The following is an 18,731-nucleotide window of genomic DNA, read 5'->3' as shown; positions in this document are numbered from 1 at the left end:
AAGGGTTGCGCATCTGCGCGCCATGCGACATCCTGGATGTGCAACCACCAGGTTGCACGGTGACGAGTGGCAGCGGGTAGGTCACACAGCGGCGGAAGCCGCAGGCCGCCTGACCGGAACCGTGCTCGAACGATCTCGGAGGAACTCATGACCACCACGCAGCCCCGCACGTCCGTTGACCTCGACGCGCGCTCCGTGACCCGTACCGTGCGGGTCGCCGCCAAGCCCGATGCCGTCTGGCGGGCCATCTCGGAGCCCGAGCACGTCGCCGGCTGGTTCGGGGACGGCTGCGAGACCGACGGCGGCGGCCCGCTCGGCCCGGGCACGCGCGGCCGCCTGCACTTCCCGGGCGAGGGCTGGTTCGCCTTCGAGGTGACCCGGGTGGAGCCGGGCCGGTTGCTCGCCTACCGGTGGGGTCAGTCGCAGGACGACCCCGACCGAATGACCGAGGCAGAGTTCACCCTGCGGGAGGACGGCGACGGCACCTCTCTCACGGTCTATGAGACCGGTTTCAGCGGCGACACGGACGACGCTTTGCGCGCAGCCCTCGACGGCAACCGCGAGGGCTGGGACATCGAGCTGGACGAGCTCGTCGAGTACGTCGAGTCGCGCACGTGGTGACCGGGCCGGGCGCGGCGGCCTCCGGGTCGCCCGTCACGGCGTTCGCGGCCCTCGCCGACGAGACCCGCTGGGCGGTGCTGGAGGCGCTGGCGGGTGACGACGGCGCGGCGGGCCTGACGGCGTCGGTCCTGGCCGAAGGGCTGCCGGTGACCCGGCAGGCGATCGCCAAGCACCTGGCGGTGCTGGAGGGCGCCGGGCTCGTCGAGTCGCGGATGGTCGGCCGCGAGCGCCGGTACCGCGCCCTCGGTGCCGAGCTGACGGCGCTGGGGCGGCGGCTGGAGCGCATCGGGGACGCGTGGGAGACGCGGCTGGGTCGCATCGCGCGCATCGCCGAGGGCATCGCGTCGGACACGGCGTCGGACACGGCGTCCGGCACGGCGTCCGGCACGGCGTCCGGCACAGGGTCGGACACCCCGCGCGGGGTGTGAGCAACACCGCTCCGGCGGGCGGCTGCCCCGGCATCCGGCACATGTCCGGCGGGTTAAGGTGGTGGCTGTCAGACTCCCTTTAATCCCGTCCCGTGAGGCGGAGAAGGAGGTCGCCAGATGAATCCTGGCAGCCGCATGCCCGAATCCAGCCCCCCATCGAGCACGGACCCCAGCGCGGACCCCAGCATCCTCGCAGCGCGGACGGTGCTCGGCGAGGCCGACATCGCTCGGGCCCTGACCCGCATCGCGCACGAGATCGTGGAGCGGAACAAGGGGGCCGCCGACCTCCTTCTGCTCGGTATCCCGACGCGTGGTGTGCAGCTCGCCCGCCGGCTGGCGGAACGCCTGGCGGAGATCGAGCCCGCCTTCAACGGCGAGTACGGCACCCTCGACGTCACCATGTACCGCGACGACCTCCGCCGGCAGCCCACGCGCGCCGTCGGGCAGACGGTCCTGCCGGGCAGTCTCGACGGCACCATCGACGACAAGGTCGTGGTCCTGGTGGACGACGTCCTCTTCTCGGGCCGCACCATCCGCGCGGCGCTCGACGCGCTGAACGACCTGGGCCGCCCCCGGGTGGTGCAGCTCGCGGCCCTGGTGGACCGCGGGCACCGCGAGCTCCCGATCCGGGCGGACTACGTGGGCAAGAACCTCCCCACGTCACGTAGCGAACGTGTGCGGGTCCGGCTCGCCGACGTCGACGGCGGCGTCGACGCCGTGGTGATCAGCGCAGCCTCGACGACCCCAGCCTCGATGACCCCGGCCTCGACGGGCGAGAGCGGGGGTGCGCGATGAAGCACCTCCTGACCACCCAGGGCCTGTCGAAGGGCGACGCGATCCTGCTGCTGGACACCTCCGCGCAGATGGCCGCCACCCAGTCGCGGGAGAACAAGAAGCTGCCGACGCTGCGCGGGCGCACCGTGGTGAACCTGTTCTACGAGGACTCCACGCGCACCCGGATCTCGTTCGAGACCGCGGCCAAGCGGTTGTCCGCCGACGTCATCAACTTCTCGGCCAAGGGGTCGAGCGTGTCCAAGGGCGAGTCCCTGAAGGACACCGCGCTCACCCTGCACGCCATGGGGGCCGACGCCGTGGTCGTGCGCCACTCGGCCTCGGGCGCCGCCCACCAGCTGGCGCACGCGGGCTGGCTCGACGCCGGCGTGCTCAACGCGGGTGACGGCATGCACCAGCACCCGACCCAGGCCCTGCTGGACGCGTTCACGATCCGCCGGCACCTGGTGGGCAACGTCGGTGAGGACGGTCGCGGGACCGACACCTCCGCGGGTGCGGACCTGTCCGGGCTGCGCGTGGCGATCGTGGGGGACGTGCTGCACTCGCGCGTCGCCCGCTCGAACGTGTACCTGCTGCACACCCTCGGCGCCGAGGTGACGCTGGTCGCGCCGCCGACCCTGGTCCCGGTGGGCGTGGAGACATGGCCGTGCCGCGTGTCCTACCACCTGGACGAGACGCTCGAGCAGTGGCAGCCGGATGCGGTCATGATGCTGCGGGTGCAGCGTGAGCGGATGTCGGGCGGTTCTGGCTCGTTCTTCCCGAGCCCCATGGAGTACAGCCGCAAGTTCGGGTTCGACGCGCGTCGCCTCGCGGTGCTGCCCGACCATTCGATAGTGATGCACCCCGGTCCGATGAACCGCGGCCTGGAGATCTCCGCGGCCGCGGCCGACCACCCGCGCTCCGTGATCGTGGAGCAGGTGGCGAACGGCGTGGCCGTCCGGATGGCCGCCCTGTACCTGCTGCTGGCTGGGACCGACGCAGCCGGCACCGACGAGAGGAACACCCTGTGAGCACACCGACGTCCGCGACCTACGTTCTGCGTGGGGTACGTCCCTACGGCACGGACCCGGTCGACGTCGTGCTGGCCGACGGCGTGATCGCGGCGATCGGCGCGTCCGGGACCGTCGAGGTACCCGAGGCCGTGACCGGTGACGTGACCGGTGACGTGATCGAGGTCCGGGCCGAGGGGCACGTGCTGCTGCCGGGTCTCGTCGACCTGCACACCCACCTGCGTGAACCCGGCCGGGAGGACGCGGAGACCGTGTTCTCCGGGACCCGTGCGGCGGCGGCCGGCGGCTTCACCGCCGTGCACGCCATGGCGAACACGACGCCGACGCAGGACACCGCGGGCGTCGTCGAGCAGGTGTACCGCCTGGGCCAGGAGGCAGGCTGGGTGGATGTGCACCCCGTCGGTGCGGTGACCGTGGGGCTGGGCGGCGAGAAGCTCGCCGAGCTGGGCGCCATGGCCGACTCCGCGGCCCGCGTCCGTGTCTTCTCGGACGACGGCAAGTGCGTGCACGACCCGGTCCTGATGCGCCGCGCGCTCGAGTACGTCAAGGCGTTCGACGGTGTCGTGGCCCAGCACGCGCAGGAGCCGCGCCTCACCGAGGGCGCGCAGATGAACGAGGGCGTCGTCTCCGCGCAGATCGGCCTGACGGGCTGGCCCGCGGTCGCCGAGGAGTCGATCATCGCCCGCGACGTGCTGCTGGCCGAGCACGTCGGCTCGCGGCTGCACGTGTGCCACCTGTCCACCGCCGGCTCGGTGGAGATCATCCGTTGGGCCAAGGGCCGCGGCATCGACGTCACCGCCGAGGTGACGCCGCACCACCTGGTCCTCACCGACGACCTGGCCCGCGACTACGACCCGGTGTTCAAGGTGAACCCGCCGCTGCGTACCGCCAAGGACGTCGAGGCCGTCCGCGCGGGCCTCGCCGACGGCACCATCGACATCGTCGCGACCGACCACGCGCCGCACCCGGTCGAGGACAAGGACTGCGAGTGGTCGTCCGCCGCGTTCGGCATGACCGGCCTGGAGACGGCGCTGTCCGTCGTGCAGCAGACCATGGTCGACACCGGCCGCATGACCTGGGCCGACGTCGCCCGCGTGCTGTCGGAGAACCCAGCGCGCATCGGCCGGATCACCGAGAGCCAGGGCCGGCCCATCGCCGTCGGCGAGCCGGCCAACCTGACGCTGGTCGACCCGTCCGCCGCCCGGACGATCGACGGCCGCAGCCAGGTCACCGCGAGCGACAACACGCCGTTCGCCGGGATGGAGCTGCCGGGCCGCGTGGTCGCGACGTTCCTGCGCGGCCGCGCGACGGTGCTCGACGGCGCTGTGGTCGACGGCGCTGTGGTCGACGGCGCTGCAACTGACGGTAAGACCCTTGAAGGAGTCACGCGATGAGGATCCTGTCTGTCGTACTGCTGGTCGCCCTTGCGATCTTCCTGGTGCTGTTCGTGACGCTCATCGGACGACGCCGGCTCGCGCAGCGCACCACCACGCTCGTGCCGGTGCCGCCGGTGGTGCCGGGCCCGGACAGCGTCGGTCCAGTGCGGTTCGGCCCGCTGGAGGCGGTCTACGTCTCCACGACGCTGCACGGCGACTGGCTCGCCCGGGTCGGCGCGCACGGGCTGGGCGACCGGTCGAACGCCCTCGTCTCCGTGCACGACGGCGGAGTCCTGGTCGAGCGGGAGGGCGCCGACGACCTCTGGGCGCCCGTCCACGCCATCCGCAGCGCGGGGCTCGCCCCAGGCATGGCCGGCAAGTACGTCGGCGCCGACGGCCTCGTCATCCTGACCTGGGCGGTCCCCGAGGCCGACGGCGTCGGGGCAGCCCTGGTCGACTCCGGCCTGCGCACCCGGCGCGCCGAGGACCGGGGCGCGCTCGTCGACGCCGTCCGGTACCTCCTGGCCGCCCAGCAGCCGCAGCAGCCGCAGCAGCCACAGCAGCCGGAGCAGACCCAGCAGCTCCCCGAGCAGTACCCGCACCAGCAGTACCCGCACCAGCAGTACCCGCACCAGCAGGAGGCCCGGTGACCATCCCGATGACATCCCCCGCAACATCCGCAGCACTGGTCCTCGAGGACGGCACCACCTATCGCGGCCGCGCGTACGGCGCGACGGGCACCACGTTCGGCGAGATCGTCTTCTCCACCGGCATGACCGGGTACCAGGAGACGCTGACGGACCCGTCCTACCACCGGCAGATCGTCGTCATGACGGCGCCGCACATCGGCAACACCGGGGTCAACGACGAGGATCCGGAGTCCGGCCAGATCTGGGTCTCCGGCTACGTGGTCCGTGACCCCGCACGCCGCGTGTCGAGCTGGCGCGCGCAGCACTCGCTCGGCGAAGAGCTCGCCGAGCAGGGCATCGTCGGCATCTCCGACGTCGACACCCGCGCCCTGACCCGCCGGCTGCGTGAGGAAGGCGTGATGCGCGCCGGCATCTTCTCCGGCGAGGACCTGGTCCGCGGCGGGTACCCGCGCCCCGTTGAGGAGCTCGTCGCGCAGGTGCAGGCCTCCCCGCAGATGGCGGGCGCCGACCTGGCCCGCGAGGTGTCCACGACGGAGGCCTACACCGTCGAGCCGACGGGCGAGTTCGAGGGCCGTGCCCCCGTCGCGACGGTCGTCGCCGTCGACCTCGGCATCAAGACCATGACGCCGGTGCGCCTCGCGGAGCGGGGCGTGCGCGTCGTCGTCGTACCGCAGTCCTCGTCGATCGTGGACATCGAGGCCGCCCTGCCCGGCGACGGCACGCCCCACGGCGTGTTCTTCTCCAACGGCCCCGGTGACCCGAGCGCGTCGAGCCACGAGGTCGAGCTGCTGCGCGCCGTCCTGGACCGCAAGATCCCGTTCTTCGGCATCTGCTTCGGCAACCAGCTCCTGGGCCGGGCTCTCGGCTACGGCACCTACAAGCTCGGGTACGGGCACCGCGGCATCAACCAGCCGGTGCTGGACCGCACCACCGCCAAGGTGGAGGTGACCGCGCACAACCACGGCTTCGCCGTCGACGCCCCGCTCGACGAGGCAGGCTCGACCGCCCCCCATGACGGCGGCCGCTACGGCCGTGTCGTCGTCTCCCATGTCGGCCTGAACGACCGGGTGGTCGAGGGCCTGACATGCCTGGACCTGCCCGCGTTCTCGGTGCAGTACCACCCCGAGGCGGCCGCCGGCCCGCACGACGCCGCCTACCTGTTCGACCGGTTCGTCGGCCTCATGACGGACCCGTCGGCCTGGCCGCCCGCCGTCAAGACCGCTACCACCACCGCACAGCTCAACACCGAGGAGAACCACTGATGCCTCGCCGTTCCGACATCTCCTCGGTCCTTGTCATCGGGTCCGGCCCGATCGTCATCGGCCAGGCCTGCGAGTTCGACTACTCCGGCACCCAGGCGTGCCGGGTGCTCCGCGAGGAGGGCCTGCGGGTCATCCTGGTCAACTCGAACCCGGCCACGATCATGACCGACCCCGAGTTCGCGGACGCCACCTACGTGGAGCCCATCACCACCGAGGTCCTCACCACGATCATCGCCAAGGAGCGCCCCGACGCCCTCCTGCCCACGCTGGGCGGCCAGACGGCGCTCAACGCCGCCATCGCGCTCGACGAGGCGGGGGTGCTCGAGAAGTACGGCGTCGAGCTGATCGGCGCCAACATCCCCGCCATCCAGAAGGGCGAGGACCGCCAGCAGTTCAAGGACGTCGTCGAGAAGTGCGGCGGCGAGTCCGCGCGCTCCGAGATCGTGCACTCCATCGAGGAGGCGCTGAAGGCGGCCGAGGTCCTCGGCTACCCGATGGTCGTGCGCCCGTCCTTCACCATGGGCGGCCTCGGCTCCGGCCTGGCCTACGACGAGGCGGACCTGCACCGCATCGTCGGGCAGGGTCTGCACTACTCGCCCACCACGGAGGTGCTCCTGGAGGAGTCCATCCTGGGGTGGAAGGAGTATGAGCTGGAGCTCATGCGCGACCGGGACGACAACGTCGTGGTGGTCTGCTCCATCGAGAACGTCGACCCCGTGGGCGTGCACACCGGCGACTCCGTGACCGTGGCCCCCGCGATGACCCTGACCGACCGCGAGTACCAGAGGCTGCGCGACATCGGCATCGCCGTGATCCGTGAGGTCGGCGTCGACACCGGCGGCTGCAACATCCAGTTCGCCATCGACCCGGTCGACGGCCGGATCATCGTCATCGAGATGAACCCCCGCGTGTCCCGCTCCTCGGCGCTGGCCTCCAAGGCGACGGGCTTCCCGATCGCGAAGATCGCGGCCAAGCTCGCCGTCGGCTACACGCTCGACGAGATCCCGAACGACATCACCAAGGTGACCCCCGCGAGCTTCGAGCCCACGCTCGACTACGTGGTGGTCAAGGTCCCGCGGTTCGCCTTCGAGAAGTTCCCCGCCGCCGACGACACCCTCACCACGACCATGAAGTCCGTGGGCGAGGCCATGGCACTGGGCCGCAACTTCACCGAGGCGCTCGGCAAGGCCCTGCGCTCCATCGACAAGGGCGGCGTGCAGTTTCACTGGGACGGCGACGCCCCGTCGGGCGAGGAGCTGGCCACCCTCCTCAAGGAGATCCAGCGCCCCACCGAGGGCCGCATGGTCGGGGTCCAGCAGGCGCTGCGCGCGGTCGCCACCGGCGAGACCACCCTCGAGCAGGTCTTCGACGCCACCAAGATCGACCCCTGGTTCCTGGACCAGATCCAGCTCGTCAACGAGGTGGCCGCCGAGGTCGCGGCGTCGCCCACGCTCACCGAGGACGTGCTGCGCCACGCCAAGCGGCACGGGCTGTCCGACGCCCAGATCGCACGCCTGCGCGGCATGAGCTCCTCGGGCGAGGTCACGGTGCGCGAGATCCGTTACGCGCTGGGCGTCCGCCCGGTCTACAAGACCGTGGACACCTGCGCCGCCGAGTTCGCCGCCAAGACGCCGTACCACTACTCGAGCTACGACACCGAGACCGAGGTGGCACCCCGTGAGCGCGAGGCGGTGATCATCCTGGGCTCCGGCCCCAACCGCATCGGGCAGGGCATCGAGTTCGACTACTCCTGCGTGCACGCGACGCTGGCGCTGAAGGACAAGTACGAGACCGTCATGGTCAACTGCAACCCGGAGACGGTCTCCACGGACTACGACACGTCCGACCGCCTCTACTTCGAGCCGCTGACCTTCGAGGACGTGCTGGAGGTCTACCAGGCCGAGCTCGCGGCCGGGCCGGTCAAGGGCATCATCGTGCAGCTCGGCGGCCAGACGCCGCTGGGTCTCGCGCGGCGCCTGGCCGAGGCCGGGCTGCCGATCCTGGGCACCAGCCCGGAGGCCATCGACGCCGCCGAGGACCGCGGCATCTTCGGGCAGGTCCTGCTCGACGCGGGTCTCCCGGCCCCGGCCTTCGGCACGGCACGGTCCCTCCCGCAGGCTCGCGAGATCGCGGACCGCATCGGCTACCCCGTGCTGGTGCGTCCGTCGTACGTACTGGGTGGCCGCGGCATGGAGATCGTCTACAGCGAGGACCAGCTGACCGGGTACGTGGAGCGCGCCCTGGAGGCGGCCGCCGTCTCGCACGCCGACTCCGGAGCGCACGGCACGCTGGCCGCGCCGCTGCTCATCGACCGCTTCCTCGACGACGCGATGGAGATCGACGTCGACGCCCTGTTCGACGGTGAGGAGATGTTCCTCGGCGGCGTCATGGAGCACATCGAGGAGGCCGGCATCCACTCGGGCGACTCGGCCTGCGTGCTGCCCCCCGTCTCGCTGAGCGAGACCGAGATCGCGCGCATCCGCCGCTCCACCGAGGCCATCGCCCGGGGTGTCGGGGTGCGGGGCCTGCTCAACGTCCAGTACGCGCTCGTGAGCGACGTGCTGTACGTCCTGGAGGCCAACCCTCGCGCGTCGCGCACCGTGCCGTTCGTCTCCAAGGCGACGGGTACGCCGCTCGCCAAGGCGGCCGCCCGGGTGATGGTCGGGGACTCGATCGCCGACCTGCGGGCCGAGGGGATGCTCCCGGAGCACGACGGCGCGACGCTCGACCTGGGCGCCCCGCTGGCGGTCAAGGAGGCGGTGCTGCCGTTCAAGCGGTTCCGTACGCGGGAGGGTCTGGTCGTCGACTCGGTGCTCGGCCCGGAGATGCGCTCCACCGGCGAGGTCATGGGCTTCGACAAGGACTTCCCGCACGCCTTCGCGAAGTCGCAGGCCGCGGCGTTCGGCGGGCTGCCGACGTCGGGCACGGTGTTCGTGTCGGTGGCGGACAGCGACAAGCGGCACGTCGTCTTCCCCGTGAAGCGCCTGGTGGAGCTCGGGTTCAAGGTCCTGGCGACAGAGGGCACCGCCACCGTGCTGCGCCGCAACGGCATCGAGGCGACGGTGGTGCGCAAGCACACAGAGGGTCGGGGCCCGGACGGTGAGCTCACGGTCGTGGGCCTCATCACCGAGGGCATGATCGACCTCGTCGTGAACTCGCCCTCCGGCCAGGGCGCCCGCGCCGACGGCTACGAGATCCGCGCGGCCACGACGGCGGCCGACAAGCCGATCGCGACCACCGTGGACCAGCTCGCGGCGGCCGTGCAGGGCATCGAGGCGGTGCTCGCCGGACCGTTCGAGGTGGCGAGCCTCCAGGAGCACCAGGCCGCGACGGTGGCGCGGCTGGCGGCGGCCAAGTCAGCGGTGAGCACGGCGGGAGTCGGTGCGTGAGCGGCACCCAGCCGTCGTCGGTCGAGCCTGCCGTGACCCGTCCCGAGCCCTTCGGCGCCCGCCTGGCGGCCGCGATGGACGAGCAAGGCCCGTTGTGCGTGGGCATCGACCCGCACGCGTCGCTCCTGCAGGCCTGGGGCCTGCGGGACGACGTCGACGGGCTGCGCGAGTTCTCGCTGCGGGTGGTGGACGCGCTCGGCGGCAAGGTCGCGGCGTTCAAGCCGCAGGCGGCGTTCTTCGAGCGGCACGGCTCACGCGGGCTGGCGGTCCTGGAGGAGGTCATCGCCGCGGCCCGTGCGGCGGGCTCCGGCACCCTGACGATCGTCGACGCCAAGCGGGGCGACATCGGCTCGACGATGGGTGCCTACGCGGAGGCGTTCCTCGCGGAGGGCTCGCCGCTGGCCGGGGACGCCCTCACGGTGTCGCCGTACCTCGGGTTCGGCTCGCTGGCGCCGGCCGTGGACCTGGCCGCGGCCACGGGCCGCGGGCTGTTCGTGCTGTGCCTCACCTCCAACAAGGAGGGCTTCGAGGTGCAGCACGCCCGCACCGAGGGACCGGAGGCCGCGCTGGGTGGCACGGTGGCGGCGCTCATGGCCGCGCGGGCGGCGGTGCTCAACGCGGGCGCGCAGCCCATGGGATCCGTGGGCCTCGTGGTGGGCGCGACGATCGGTGACGCCGTCGGCGCCACGGGGACCGACCTGGTGGCCGTGAACGGCCCCCTGCTGGCTCCCGGTGTGGGCGCTCAGGGCGCGGGGGAGCGGGAGCTCGCCACGACCTTCGGGGACGCCCGGCGGAACGTGCTGGCGTCGTCGTCGAGGGCTGTGCTCGCCGCCGGACCGGACCTGGACGCGCTGGTGAGGGCCGCACGAACGGCCGCGCGGGAGGCGAAGACCGCGCTGCGGGACTGAAACTCGCGCCTCGGACAAAGCGCCCTCGATCCCTATGGATCGGGGGCGCTTTGTTGTGGAATGTACCAAATGCGTAAAAGCGCATGTGCATGAGTTTTCACGAAGTAGCGTTCTGCGATTGCCGACCGCTGGGGCGGTGGCTACTTTCGATGCAGCAGTTCACACCAGACCGGTCGCGGACCAGGTCACGGACTTGGGCTACAAGCCTGAGCGAGGGACCGGACGTCCGAGCCAGGAGGCCGGTCGAGACACGAGTAGGTGACTTGCGTGGCACTACCTCCCCTCACACCCGAGCAGCGTTCGGCAGCGCTCGAGAAGGCCGCCGAGGCGCGACGCGCTCGGGCAGAGATCAAGAACAAGCTGAAGTACTCGCAGGGCTCCCTCAAGGAGGTCATCGAGCAGGGCCAGCAGGACGACGTCGTCGGCAAGCTCAAGGTCGTCCAGTTGCTCGAGTCGCTGCCTGGGGTCGGTAAGGTTAAGGCCAGGGCGATCATGGAAGAGATCGGGATCGCCGAGACCCGCCGCGTCCGAGGCCTCGGACCGCACCAGACGGCGGCGCTCATCGAAAGGTTTGGCTGAGATCAGTACGACACAACCCGCACGGCTGACCGTGCTCGCAGGCCCCACCGCGGTGGGCAAGGGCACGGTTTCCGCCGATGTGCGGGATCGTTATCCGCAGGTCTGGCTCTCCGTGTCGGCGACCACCCGGTCGCCGCGCCCGGGCGAGGTGGACGGAGTGCACTACCTGTTCGTGTCACCGGAGGAGTTCGACCGTATGGTCGACGCCGGCGAGATGCTCGAGTGGGCAGTGGTGCACGGCCACAACCGTTACGGGACACCACGGCGGCCGGTAGAGCAGAAGCTCGCCGCCGGGGTGCCCGTCCTCCTGGAGATCGACCTCCAGGGCGCGCGCCAGGTGCGCGACGCGGTGACGGCCTCAGGCCTGGAGGCCCGGTTCGTCTTCCTCGCTCCGCCGAGCTTCGACGAGCTGGTCCGCCGGCTCGTCGGACGAGGTACCGAGGACTCCGAGGAGCGCGAGCGCCGGCTCGCCACCGCGCGGGTCGAGCTCGCCGCGGAGAAGGAGTTCGACGTCACCATCGTGAACGACGACGTGCACCGCGCCACGGACGAGCTCGTCTCCGTCATGGGTGTGGGTTCCACCACACCTGTCGCCGGCTAGCGCGCAGTACGTACGCCCGTCCCGCGACGGGCGTTTCGCGCTGCCCCCTCCGAGCGATGGACCAGGTAGACTCATCCCTCGGACTTTCCCCCTGTACCTCAGACTTCTGGAGCTTCACCATGGCCGGAACCGTCGCCGCCCCCGAGGGCATCACCGACCCGCCGATCGACGAGCTGCTCGAGCGTATCGACTCGAAGTACGGCCTCGTGCTGTACGCGTCCATGCGCGCCCGTCAGATCAACGCCTACTACTCGCAGCTCAACGAGGGCCTCCTGGAGAACGTGGGCCCGCTCGTCGAGACCCGCAACCAGGAGAAGCCGCTCTCCATCGCGATGCGCGAGATCACCCAGGGCCTCCTCACGATCGAGGAGGTCGACCCGGCGGAGGTTCAGGCGCAGGCCGACGCCGCCGCGGCAGCCAAGGCTGAGCAGCCGCTGCCCGAGTTCCCGGCCTGACCGGCCGCTCCGCGCGGTTCCGGACCTTCCTGATGGCTTTGTGATGAGCCTGTCGTCGAGCGTGCCGAAGGGTGACCACCGATGAGGATCCTCCTCGGCGTGACCGGGGGGATCGCCGCGTACAAGGCGGTGCTCCTGCTGCGCCTCCTGCGCGAGCAGGGGCACGCCGTGCGGGTGGTCCCCACTCGTGCCGCGCTCGAGTTCGTGGGTGCACCGACCTTCGAGGCGCTGTCGGGCGAGCCCGTCAGCACCGAGGTGTTCGACGACGTGCCCGGCGTGCAGCACGTGGCGCTGGGCAAGGGCGCCGACCTCGTGATCGTCGCCCCGGCGACCGCCGACTTCATGGCGCGGGCCGTCGCCGGCCTTGCCGACGACCTGCTGACCACGACGCTGCTGGCAGCCCGCTGCCCTGTGGTGTTCGCTCCCGCGATGCACACCGAGATGTGGGACCACCCCGCGACGCGGTCGAACGTGGCGACGCTGCGCGAGCGCGGCGTGCACGTGATCGAGCCCGCATCGGGCCGGCTCACCGGCGTGGACACCGGCCCTGGCCGGCTGCCCGAGCCCGAGGACATCGCGCGCGAGGCGCTCTCCCTGGTCGACGCCTCGCTGGTCGGCTCCACCCCGCAGGACCAGTCACAGGACCAGTCACAGGGCCAGCCACAGGACCAGTCCCAGGACCAGTCCCAGGACCTGCCGCAGGACCTGGCCGGGCGTCGTGTCGTCGTCTCCGCGGGGGGCACGCGGGAACCCATCGACCCCGTGCGGTTCATCGGCAACCGGTCCAGCGGACGCCAGGGTGTCGCTCTGGCGCAGGCGGCCGCGGCGCGCGGCGCCGACGTGACGCTGGTGGCGGCGAACCTCGCCCAGGACGTGACCGACCAGGTCGATGCCGCCCGCGGTGCGTCAGACCGGCTCGCCTGCTCCGTCGTGCGGGTCGAGTCCACCGCCGAGCTGCGCTCCGCCGTACGCGCCGCGGGCGTTGAGGCGGACGTCGTGGTGATGGCCGCGGCGGTCGCCGACTTCCGGCCCGCCGCCACGCCGGACGCCAAGATCAAGAAGGTGCCCGGCCAGGGTCCCGCGCCGATCGAGCTGGTGGAGAACCCGGACATCCTGGCGGAGCTGGCACACGAACGCCTGCGCCCCGACCAGGTGGTGGTGGGCTTCGCGGCCGAGACCGGCGACGCGTCCGGCAGCGTGCTGGACCACGGCCGTACCAAGGCGCGCCGCAAGGGTGCGGACCTGATCGCGGTCAACGCCGTCGGCTCCGGACGCGGTTTCGGCACCGACAGCAACGAGGTCACCCTCCTGGACGGTGCTGGCGACGTCGTCGGGCAGGCTTCCGGGACCAAGCGCGAGGTCGCCGACGCCGTCTGGGATGCTGTCGTCAAGCTCCTGCCGTGAGCTGGTCTGCTGATCGGTCGTCGGTGGTGACCGCCGTCTCACCTTTCAGGATCGACTGTTCGCTGTGCGAGACAGTAGGCTGGGGCGCATGAGCGAGCTGCGTCTGTTCACGTCCGAGTCCGTGACCGAGGGTCACCCGGACAAGGTCTGCGATCAGATCAGTGATGCGATCCTCGACGCCCTCCTCGAGCAGGACCCGGCGTCGCGCGTGGCGGTGGAGACCATGGTCACCACCGGCCTGGTGCACGTCGCGGGGGAGGTCACCACCGAGGCTTACGTCGAGATCCCGCAGATCGTGCGTGAGGTGGTGCGGGGAATCGGCTACACGTCCTCCACCATCGGGTTCGACGCCGACTCGTGCGGCGTCTCCGTGTCGATCGGCCAGCAGTCGCCCGACATCGCGCAGGGCGTGGACAAGGCCCTCGAGATGCGGGACGACACGAGCGACCTCGATCCCATGGACGCCCAGGGTGCGGGGGACCAGGGGCTCATGTTCGGCTACGCGTCGGACGAGACGCCCTCCCTGATGCCCGTGGCCGGCTGGCTGGCGCACCGCCTCTCGGAGCGGCTGGCCGCCGTCCGGAAGTCGGGCGAGGTGCTGGGCCTGCGCCCGGACGGCAAGACCCAGGTCACGGTCGGGTACGACGGCGACCGCCCCGTGGCCGTCGACACGGTGGTGCTCTCCACGCAGCACGACGCCGACGTCCAGCAGGAGAAGCTGCACGTCGAGGTGGCCGAGCACGTGATCGCCCCCGTGCTGGCGACCGCCGGCCTCGAATGGTCGGGCGCCAAGCAGTTCGTGAACCCGACCGGCAAGTTCGTCATCGGCGGGCCGCAGGGCGACGCCGGCCTGACGGGCCGCAAGATCATCGTCGACACCTACGGCGGCATGGCGCGGCACGGTGGCGGGGCGTTCTCGGGCAAGGACCCCTCGAAGGTGGACCGGTCCGCCGCGTACGCCATGCGCTGGGTGGCCAAGAACGTGGTCGCCGCGGGGCTCGCGCGGCGCTGCGAGGCTCAGGTCGCCTACGCGATCGGCAAGGCGCACCCCGTCGGCCTCTACGTCGAGACGTTCGGTACCGAGACGGTGCCGGTCGAGCGGATCACCGCTGCCATCCGTGAGGTGTTCGACCTCCGTCCGGCCGCCATCGTGCGCGACCTCGACCTGCTGCGGCCCATCTACCGTGCGACGTCGACCTACGGCCACTTCGGGCGCGACCTGCCGAACTTCACGTGGGAGCGCACGGACCGCGTCGAGGACCTCCTGAGCCTGTTCTGACAGCTGCCGAGCGTGCGCCGGGAGATGTCGGTGGCGCGTGGTGGGATAGGGGCGTGAACGGGGACGCGGAGCAGGACACGCTGCCGGACGGCGCGCTGCTGGGGCTGGACGAGGTGGGTGCGGCGCCGGCCCCTGCACGCGGCAAGGGCGGCAAGGGTGGTGAGACCGGGTCCCGGAACCCGCTCGACCAGGCCGAGACCAACGGGATCCCGATCACGGAGACGCTGCCGGTGGCGCGCGTCGTGCTCGACCTGCAGCCCGCACACCTCGACCAGGCGTACGACTACCTCGTCCCGGTCACCATGGCCGACGACGCCCAGCCCGGCGTCCGCGTCAAGGCCCGGTTCGGCAGGCAGGACGTCGCCGGGTACGTCGTGGCCCGCCAGGAGACCTCCGACCACGACGGCCGCCTCGTACCGCTGCGCAAGGTGGTGTCCGGCGAGCGGGTGCTCACCCCACAGGTGCTGGAGCTGTGCCGGGCCGTCGCGAACCGGTACGCGGGAACGCTCGCGGACGTGCTGCGCCTGGCCCTGCCGCCCCGGCACGCGCGTGTGGAGAAGGAACCGGCGCCGGCTGCTGACCTGCCGGCTGACCCGACGGCCCGGCCGTCGGTCGAGCCTGTCGAGACCTCCGGAGCCACCTCCCCGCCGCCGGGGTCCTCCGCCTGGGCGCCGTACCGCGGGGGCGAGGCCTATCTGCGCCGGATCCTGGCCGGCGAGGCGCCACGGGCCGTGTGGTCCGCCCTGCCCGGCGTGGGCAGGGATGCCGGCACCGGCACCGGAGCTGGCGTGGGAGCTGGCACGCCGCACTGGGCGGCCGCCGTCGCACAGGCGGTGCGGGCGTGTGTCGCGGGTGGCCGGGGGGCGCTCGTCGTCGTGCCGGACGCCCGGGACGCGGCACGGGTCACCACGGCGCTGGAGGTCGCCGGGCTCGGGTCGGACGACGTCGTGCGGCTCCTCGCGGACGACGGTCCCGCACCCCGCTACCGGGCATTCCTGCGTGCTCTGCGGGGCGCCGCGCGGGTGGTGGTCGGTACCCGGGCGGCGATGTTCGCGCCGGTCGCCGACCTCGGCCTGGTGGTCCTGTGGGGCGACGGCGAGGACACCCTGGCGGAGCCGCACTCCCCGTACCCGCACGCCCGCGACGTGCTGGCGCTGCGGGCGGAGCGGGAGGACGCGGCGTTCCTGCTGGGTTCGCCGGGGCGCACGGTGCAGGCGCAGGCTCTGCTGGCGTCCGGCTGGGCACGTGAGCTCGCGGCACCCCGGGACGTGGTGCGGTCCCGTGCGCCGCGTGTGCGGGCGCTGACGTCCGTCGAGCTGGCGCGGGACGGTGCCGCCGCCGCGGCCCGGCTGCCGTCCGCCGCGTGGCGGGCCGCACGGGAGGCCCTTGAGCACGGCCCGGTGCTGGTGCAGGTGCCGCGTTCGGGTTACCTGCCGGTCGTGGCGTGCTCGCGCTGCCGCGTGGCGGCCCGCTGCGGCCACTGTCACGGTCCGCTGGGTCTGCCGCACGCCGACGGCGCGCCTCAGTGCACGTGGTGCGGCCGGCTGGCCGGCGGGTGGCGCTGTGAGGAGTGCGGCTGGACGGGTCTGCGGTCGGTCCGTGTCGGTTCGGCGCGCACGGCCGAGGAGCTGGGGCGTGCGTTCACGGGGGTGCCGGTGCGACTCTCGTCGGCCTCGGCCCCGGGCGGAGTGATCGACGCCGTCCCCGCGACACCCGCGCTCGTCGTCGCGACGCCCGGCGCCGAGCCGGTGGCGGAGTCCGGGTACCGGACCGCCCTGCTGCTCGACGCCGCCGTGATGACGGGCGGCACCGGGCTCGCGGCGGGCACGGAGGCACTGCACCGCTGGCTGGCCGCCGCGTCGCTGGTCCAGCCGGACGGGCAGGTGCTGCTCGTCGGTGACGGCGCACCCGGCCCGACGCAGGGCCTCGTGCGCTGGGACCCCGCCGGCTTCGCGGCCCGCGAGCTCGACGAGCGGGCCGAGCTGCACCTCCCGCCGGCGGTGCGGGTAGCCGCGGTGACGGGTGACCGGACGGCGGTCGAAGCCGTCGTCGCGCGGGTCGGCCTGCGCGAGGACCCCGGGACGGGCTCGGGCGTGCTGGGACCGGTCGAGGTCGATCCGGACGTCACCGGGCGCGGGCCGGCCGGCCGGGGCACGGGAGCGCCGTCGGGCGGTCGGGGCGGAGCGGGCGGGGTGCAGGCCCTGGACCTGCCCGTGCGGACCGTGCTGCGCGTCCCGCTCGCTCAGGGCGACGAGCTGGCCCGTAGGCTCAAGGCCAGCCTTGCCGTCCGCTCCGCTCGCCGCGAGGGCGGGACGGTCCGTGTCCAGCTCGACCCGAAGGAGATGCTGTGAGTTCTGCCGACCGCGCGGCCACGCCGGACGACACCCCCATGACCCGCCCAGGGACCGGCCCAGAGACCGGCCCAGCGCCCGGCTCGGCGTCTGGCCCAGGGCACGGCATCGACACGGTCGTCTACGACTTCGGGAACGTCCTCGTGGGCTGGGACCCCTACGGCCCGTACGAGGGGCGGCCTCGGGCTGAGATCGAGGCGTTCTTCGAGGCGGTGGACTTCAACACGATCAACCACGCGGCCGACGCCGGCACGCCGTACTCCGTGCTGCTCGAACGTGTGGGGCGCACCCGTCCGGACCTCGTCGAGGACCTGCGCCGGTACGTCGAGCATTATGAGCTGTCGCTCACGGGACCGATCGAGGGTTCGGCGGAGCTGGTGGCCGAGCTGAAGGGCCTCGGGCTGCGGCTGTTCGGGCTGACGAACTGGCAGGCCGAGACGTTCCACAGCGCCGAGCCCGCCGCGCCGGCGATCGGGCTGATGGAGGATGTCATCGTGTCCGGCCGCGAGGGCATGGCCAAGCCGGACCGGCGCATCTTCGAGCTGGTCGTCGAACGCTTCGGTGTCGATCCGTCCCGCACGGTGTTCGTGGACGACAAGGACGTGAACGTGGACGCGGCCCGCAACGTCGGGTTCCACGGCGTGGTGTTCACGACCACGGAGGCGCTCCGCAAGGACCTGCGCGCGCTGGGCCTCCCGGTCGCCGAGTAGCGCGAGCACCCTGAGCGGTACACGGGGACGTCGGTGCACGGAGACGTCAGGACGTCGAGATGTCGACGGTGCGTTCCTTTGTCGCCGCTGCCCTGAGCTCGTCCAGCGTGGCCGCGTCGGCCTCCGGGTAGGCGTCAGCAGGGTTGTGCGCCCTGATCGCGTCGGCGACGGGCCAGGCGACCGTTCCGTCGTCCCGCACGTCGCCCAGGAAGGCGCCGCCGTAGACGTTTTCCCACTCCGGCGGCGGCCAGGACTCGGGACCCACGTGGTTCAGGAACAGCACCACATCGTCCAGCTCGACGAGCTCGTCGGCCACGCGGCCGACGTCCGCGCACGCGTTGACGCCGACGTGGACCCTGACGGCTGTGCTTTCGAGCCCGGCCAGGTCACCCAGGGCATCGACGACCTCGTCCACCTCGAACGTCAGGGTGATCATCCGGACCGTCTCATACTCCTGTTCACCCTCCTCCCAACCGGTGAACCTGCCGACGGCGGCCAGCTCGGAGGCGTGCGCTTCCTCTACACCGCCCCCGGCGTACGTGACCGACGGCAGAGCGGCGGTCACCGTCTCGGGGTACCAGGCATAGTCGGCGGTCGGTGCGGACAGAGCAAGCACCTCGGCGAAGCCGGCTTCGCCCGCGCGTGCCCCTGTGCCGGTGCCGCAGCCGGCGGCGCTGTCGGGACCCGCGGCGCAACCAACGAGCAAGCCACCGGTGAGCAATCCACCGGTGAGCAAGCCACCGGTGAGCAGAGCGACCGCCCGGGGGACGAGCACGGTTCGACGCATCATGGTCCTCCGACCGGTCAGGGTGCTACTGCGTCTCTGTGCCGAAGGACACGGTGCTTGCAACCTGCTCGTGGAGCAGGGGCTGATCATCCTCCAGACCGCTCATCCTCCGGACCGCCCACGACGGCG

General features: G+C 72.0%; 17 protein-coding genes. 16 read left to right on the top strand and 1 reads right to left on the bottom strand.

Annotation, left to right across the window (positions count from 1 at the left end; genetic code table 11):
• Positions 1-147 precede the first annotated feature (147 nt).
• The 16 genes from LUU90_RS12080 to LUU90_RS12005 all read left to right on the top strand — a co-directional run bounded on the left by LUU90_RS12080 (position 148) and on the right by LUU90_RS12005 (position 17,815).
• Positions 148-621, top strand: a complete 474-nt coding sequence (locus tag LUU90_RS12080; protein WP_275003667.1) for an SRPBCC domain-containing protein — start codon at positions 148-150, stop codon at positions 619-621.
• Complete coding sequence (locus LUU90_RS12075; RefSeq protein ID WP_275003666.1) at positions 615-1,049, top strand: ArsR/SmtB family transcription factor; 435 nt, start codon at positions 615-617, stop codon at positions 1,047-1,049. The genes LUU90_RS12080 and LUU90_RS12075 overlap by 7 nt, the downstream gene beginning before the upstream one ends.
• 135 nt (positions 1,050-1,184) lie before the next feature.
• On the top strand, positions 1,185-1,844 hold the full coding sequence (gene pyrR, locus LUU90_RS12070; RefSeq protein WP_275003665.1) for a bifunctional pyr operon transcriptional regulator/uracil phosphoribosyltransferase PyrR: 660 nt from the start codon (positions 1,185-1,187) through the stop codon (positions 1,842-1,844).
• The gene (locus LUU90_RS12065) at positions 1,841-2,851 is read left to right on the top strand and encodes an aspartate carbamoyltransferase catalytic subunit (protein ID WP_275003664.1); all 1,011 of its coding nucleotides are present in this window, start codon (positions 1,841-1,843) and stop codon (positions 2,849-2,851) included. The genes pyrR and LUU90_RS12065 overlap by 4 nt, the downstream gene beginning before the upstream one ends.
• Positions 2,848-4,245 carry a dihydroorotase gene (locus tag LUU90_RS12060; RefSeq protein ID WP_275003663.1) on the top strand — a complete coding sequence of 466 codons (1,398 nt, stop codon included), beginning with the start codon at positions 2,848-2,850 and terminating at the stop codon, positions 4,243-4,245. The genes LUU90_RS12065 and LUU90_RS12060 overlap by 4 nt, the downstream gene beginning before the upstream one ends.
• Positions 4,242-4,877 carry a hypothetical protein gene (locus LUU90_RS12055; RefSeq protein WP_275003662.1) on the top strand — a complete coding sequence of 212 codons (636 nt, stop codon included), beginning with the start codon at positions 4,242-4,244 and terminating at the stop codon, positions 4,875-4,877. The genes LUU90_RS12060 and LUU90_RS12055 overlap by 4 nt, the downstream gene beginning before the upstream one ends.
• A gap of 8 nt (positions 4,878-4,885) precedes the next feature.
• Positions 4,886-6,139, top strand: coding sequence for a glutamine-hydrolyzing carbamoyl-phosphate synthase small subunit (gene carA / locus LUU90_RS12050; RefSeq protein ID WP_275003689.1), 1,254 nt, complete (start codon positions 4,886-4,888; stop codon positions 6,137-6,139).
• Positions 6,139-9,528 carry a carbamoyl-phosphate synthase large subunit gene (carB, locus tag LUU90_RS12045; RefSeq protein WP_275003661.1) on the top strand — a complete coding sequence of 1,130 codons (3,390 nt, stop codon included), beginning with the start codon at positions 6,139-6,141 and terminating at the stop codon, positions 9,526-9,528. Before carA ends, carB begins: the two co-directional genes overlap by 1 nt.
• Positions 9,525-10,436, top strand: a complete 912-nt coding sequence (pyrF, locus tag LUU90_RS12040) for an orotidine-5'-phosphate decarboxylase (RefSeq protein WP_275003660.1) — start codon at positions 9,525-9,527, stop codon at positions 10,434-10,436. Before carB ends, pyrF begins: the two co-directional genes overlap by 4 nt.
• A gap of 267 nt (positions 10,437-10,703) precedes the next feature.
• Positions 10,704-11,015 (top strand): integration host factor, actinobacterial type, encoded by a 312-nt coding sequence (gene mihF, locus LUU90_RS12035; RefSeq protein WP_274992441.1) that lies wholly within the window; start codon positions 10,704-10,706, stop codon positions 11,013-11,015.
• 1 nt (position 11,016) lies between these two features.
• The gene (gene gmk, locus LUU90_RS12030; RefSeq protein WP_425596224.1) at positions 11,017-11,616 is read left to right on the top strand and encodes a guanylate kinase; all 600 of its coding nucleotides are present in this window, start codon (positions 11,017-11,019) and stop codon (positions 11,614-11,616) included.
• A gap of 119 nt (positions 11,617-11,735) precedes the next feature.
• Positions 11,736-12,071, top strand: a complete 336-nt coding sequence (gene rpoZ / locus LUU90_RS12025; RefSeq protein WP_129788923.1) for a DNA-directed RNA polymerase subunit omega — start codon at positions 11,736-11,738, stop codon at positions 12,069-12,071.
• Positions 12,072-12,152: 81 nt separating this feature from the next.
• Positions 12,153-13,475: a bifunctional phosphopantothenoylcysteine decarboxylase/phosphopantothenate synthase gene (locus tag LUU90_RS12020; RefSeq protein ID WP_275003658.1), complete on the top strand. Its 1,323-nt coding sequence runs from the start codon at positions 12,153-12,155 to the stop codon at positions 13,473-13,475.
• Between the two features lie 88 nt (positions 13,476-13,563).
• Positions 13,564-14,754 (top strand): methionine adenosyltransferase, encoded by a 1,191-nt coding sequence (metK, locus tag LUU90_RS12015; protein WP_275003657.1) that lies wholly within the window; start codon positions 13,564-13,566, stop codon positions 14,752-14,754.
• A gap of 53 nt (positions 14,755-14,807) precedes the next feature.
• Positions 14,808-17,105, top strand: a complete 2,298-nt coding sequence (locus tag LUU90_RS12010) for a primosomal protein N' (protein WP_275003656.1) — start codon at positions 14,808-14,810, stop codon at positions 17,103-17,105.
• Positions 17,102-17,815 carry an HAD family hydrolase gene (locus tag LUU90_RS12005; protein ID WP_275003655.1) on the top strand — a complete coding sequence of 238 codons (714 nt, stop codon included), beginning with the start codon at positions 17,102-17,104 and terminating at the stop codon, positions 17,813-17,815. The genes LUU90_RS12010 and LUU90_RS12005 overlap by 4 nt, the downstream gene beginning before the upstream one ends.
• 46 nt (positions 17,816-17,861) lie before the next feature.
• Here LUU90_RS12005 and LUU90_RS12000 read toward each other — a convergent pair whose 3' ends face one another.
• Positions 17,862-18,605, bottom strand: a complete 744-nt coding sequence (locus LUU90_RS12000; protein WP_275003654.1) for a hypothetical protein — start codon at positions 18,603-18,605, stop codon at positions 17,862-17,864.
• Positions 18,606-18,731 lie beyond the last annotated feature (126 nt).

Origin of the sequence: Promicromonospora iranensis, from assembly GCF_028994775.1 — a bacterium.
GTDB classification, from domain to species: domain Bacteria; phylum Actinomycetota; class Actinomycetes; order Actinomycetales; family Cellulomonadaceae; genus Promicromonospora; species Promicromonospora iranensis_A.
This window is presented reverse-complemented; position numbering and strand designations above follow the sequence as displayed.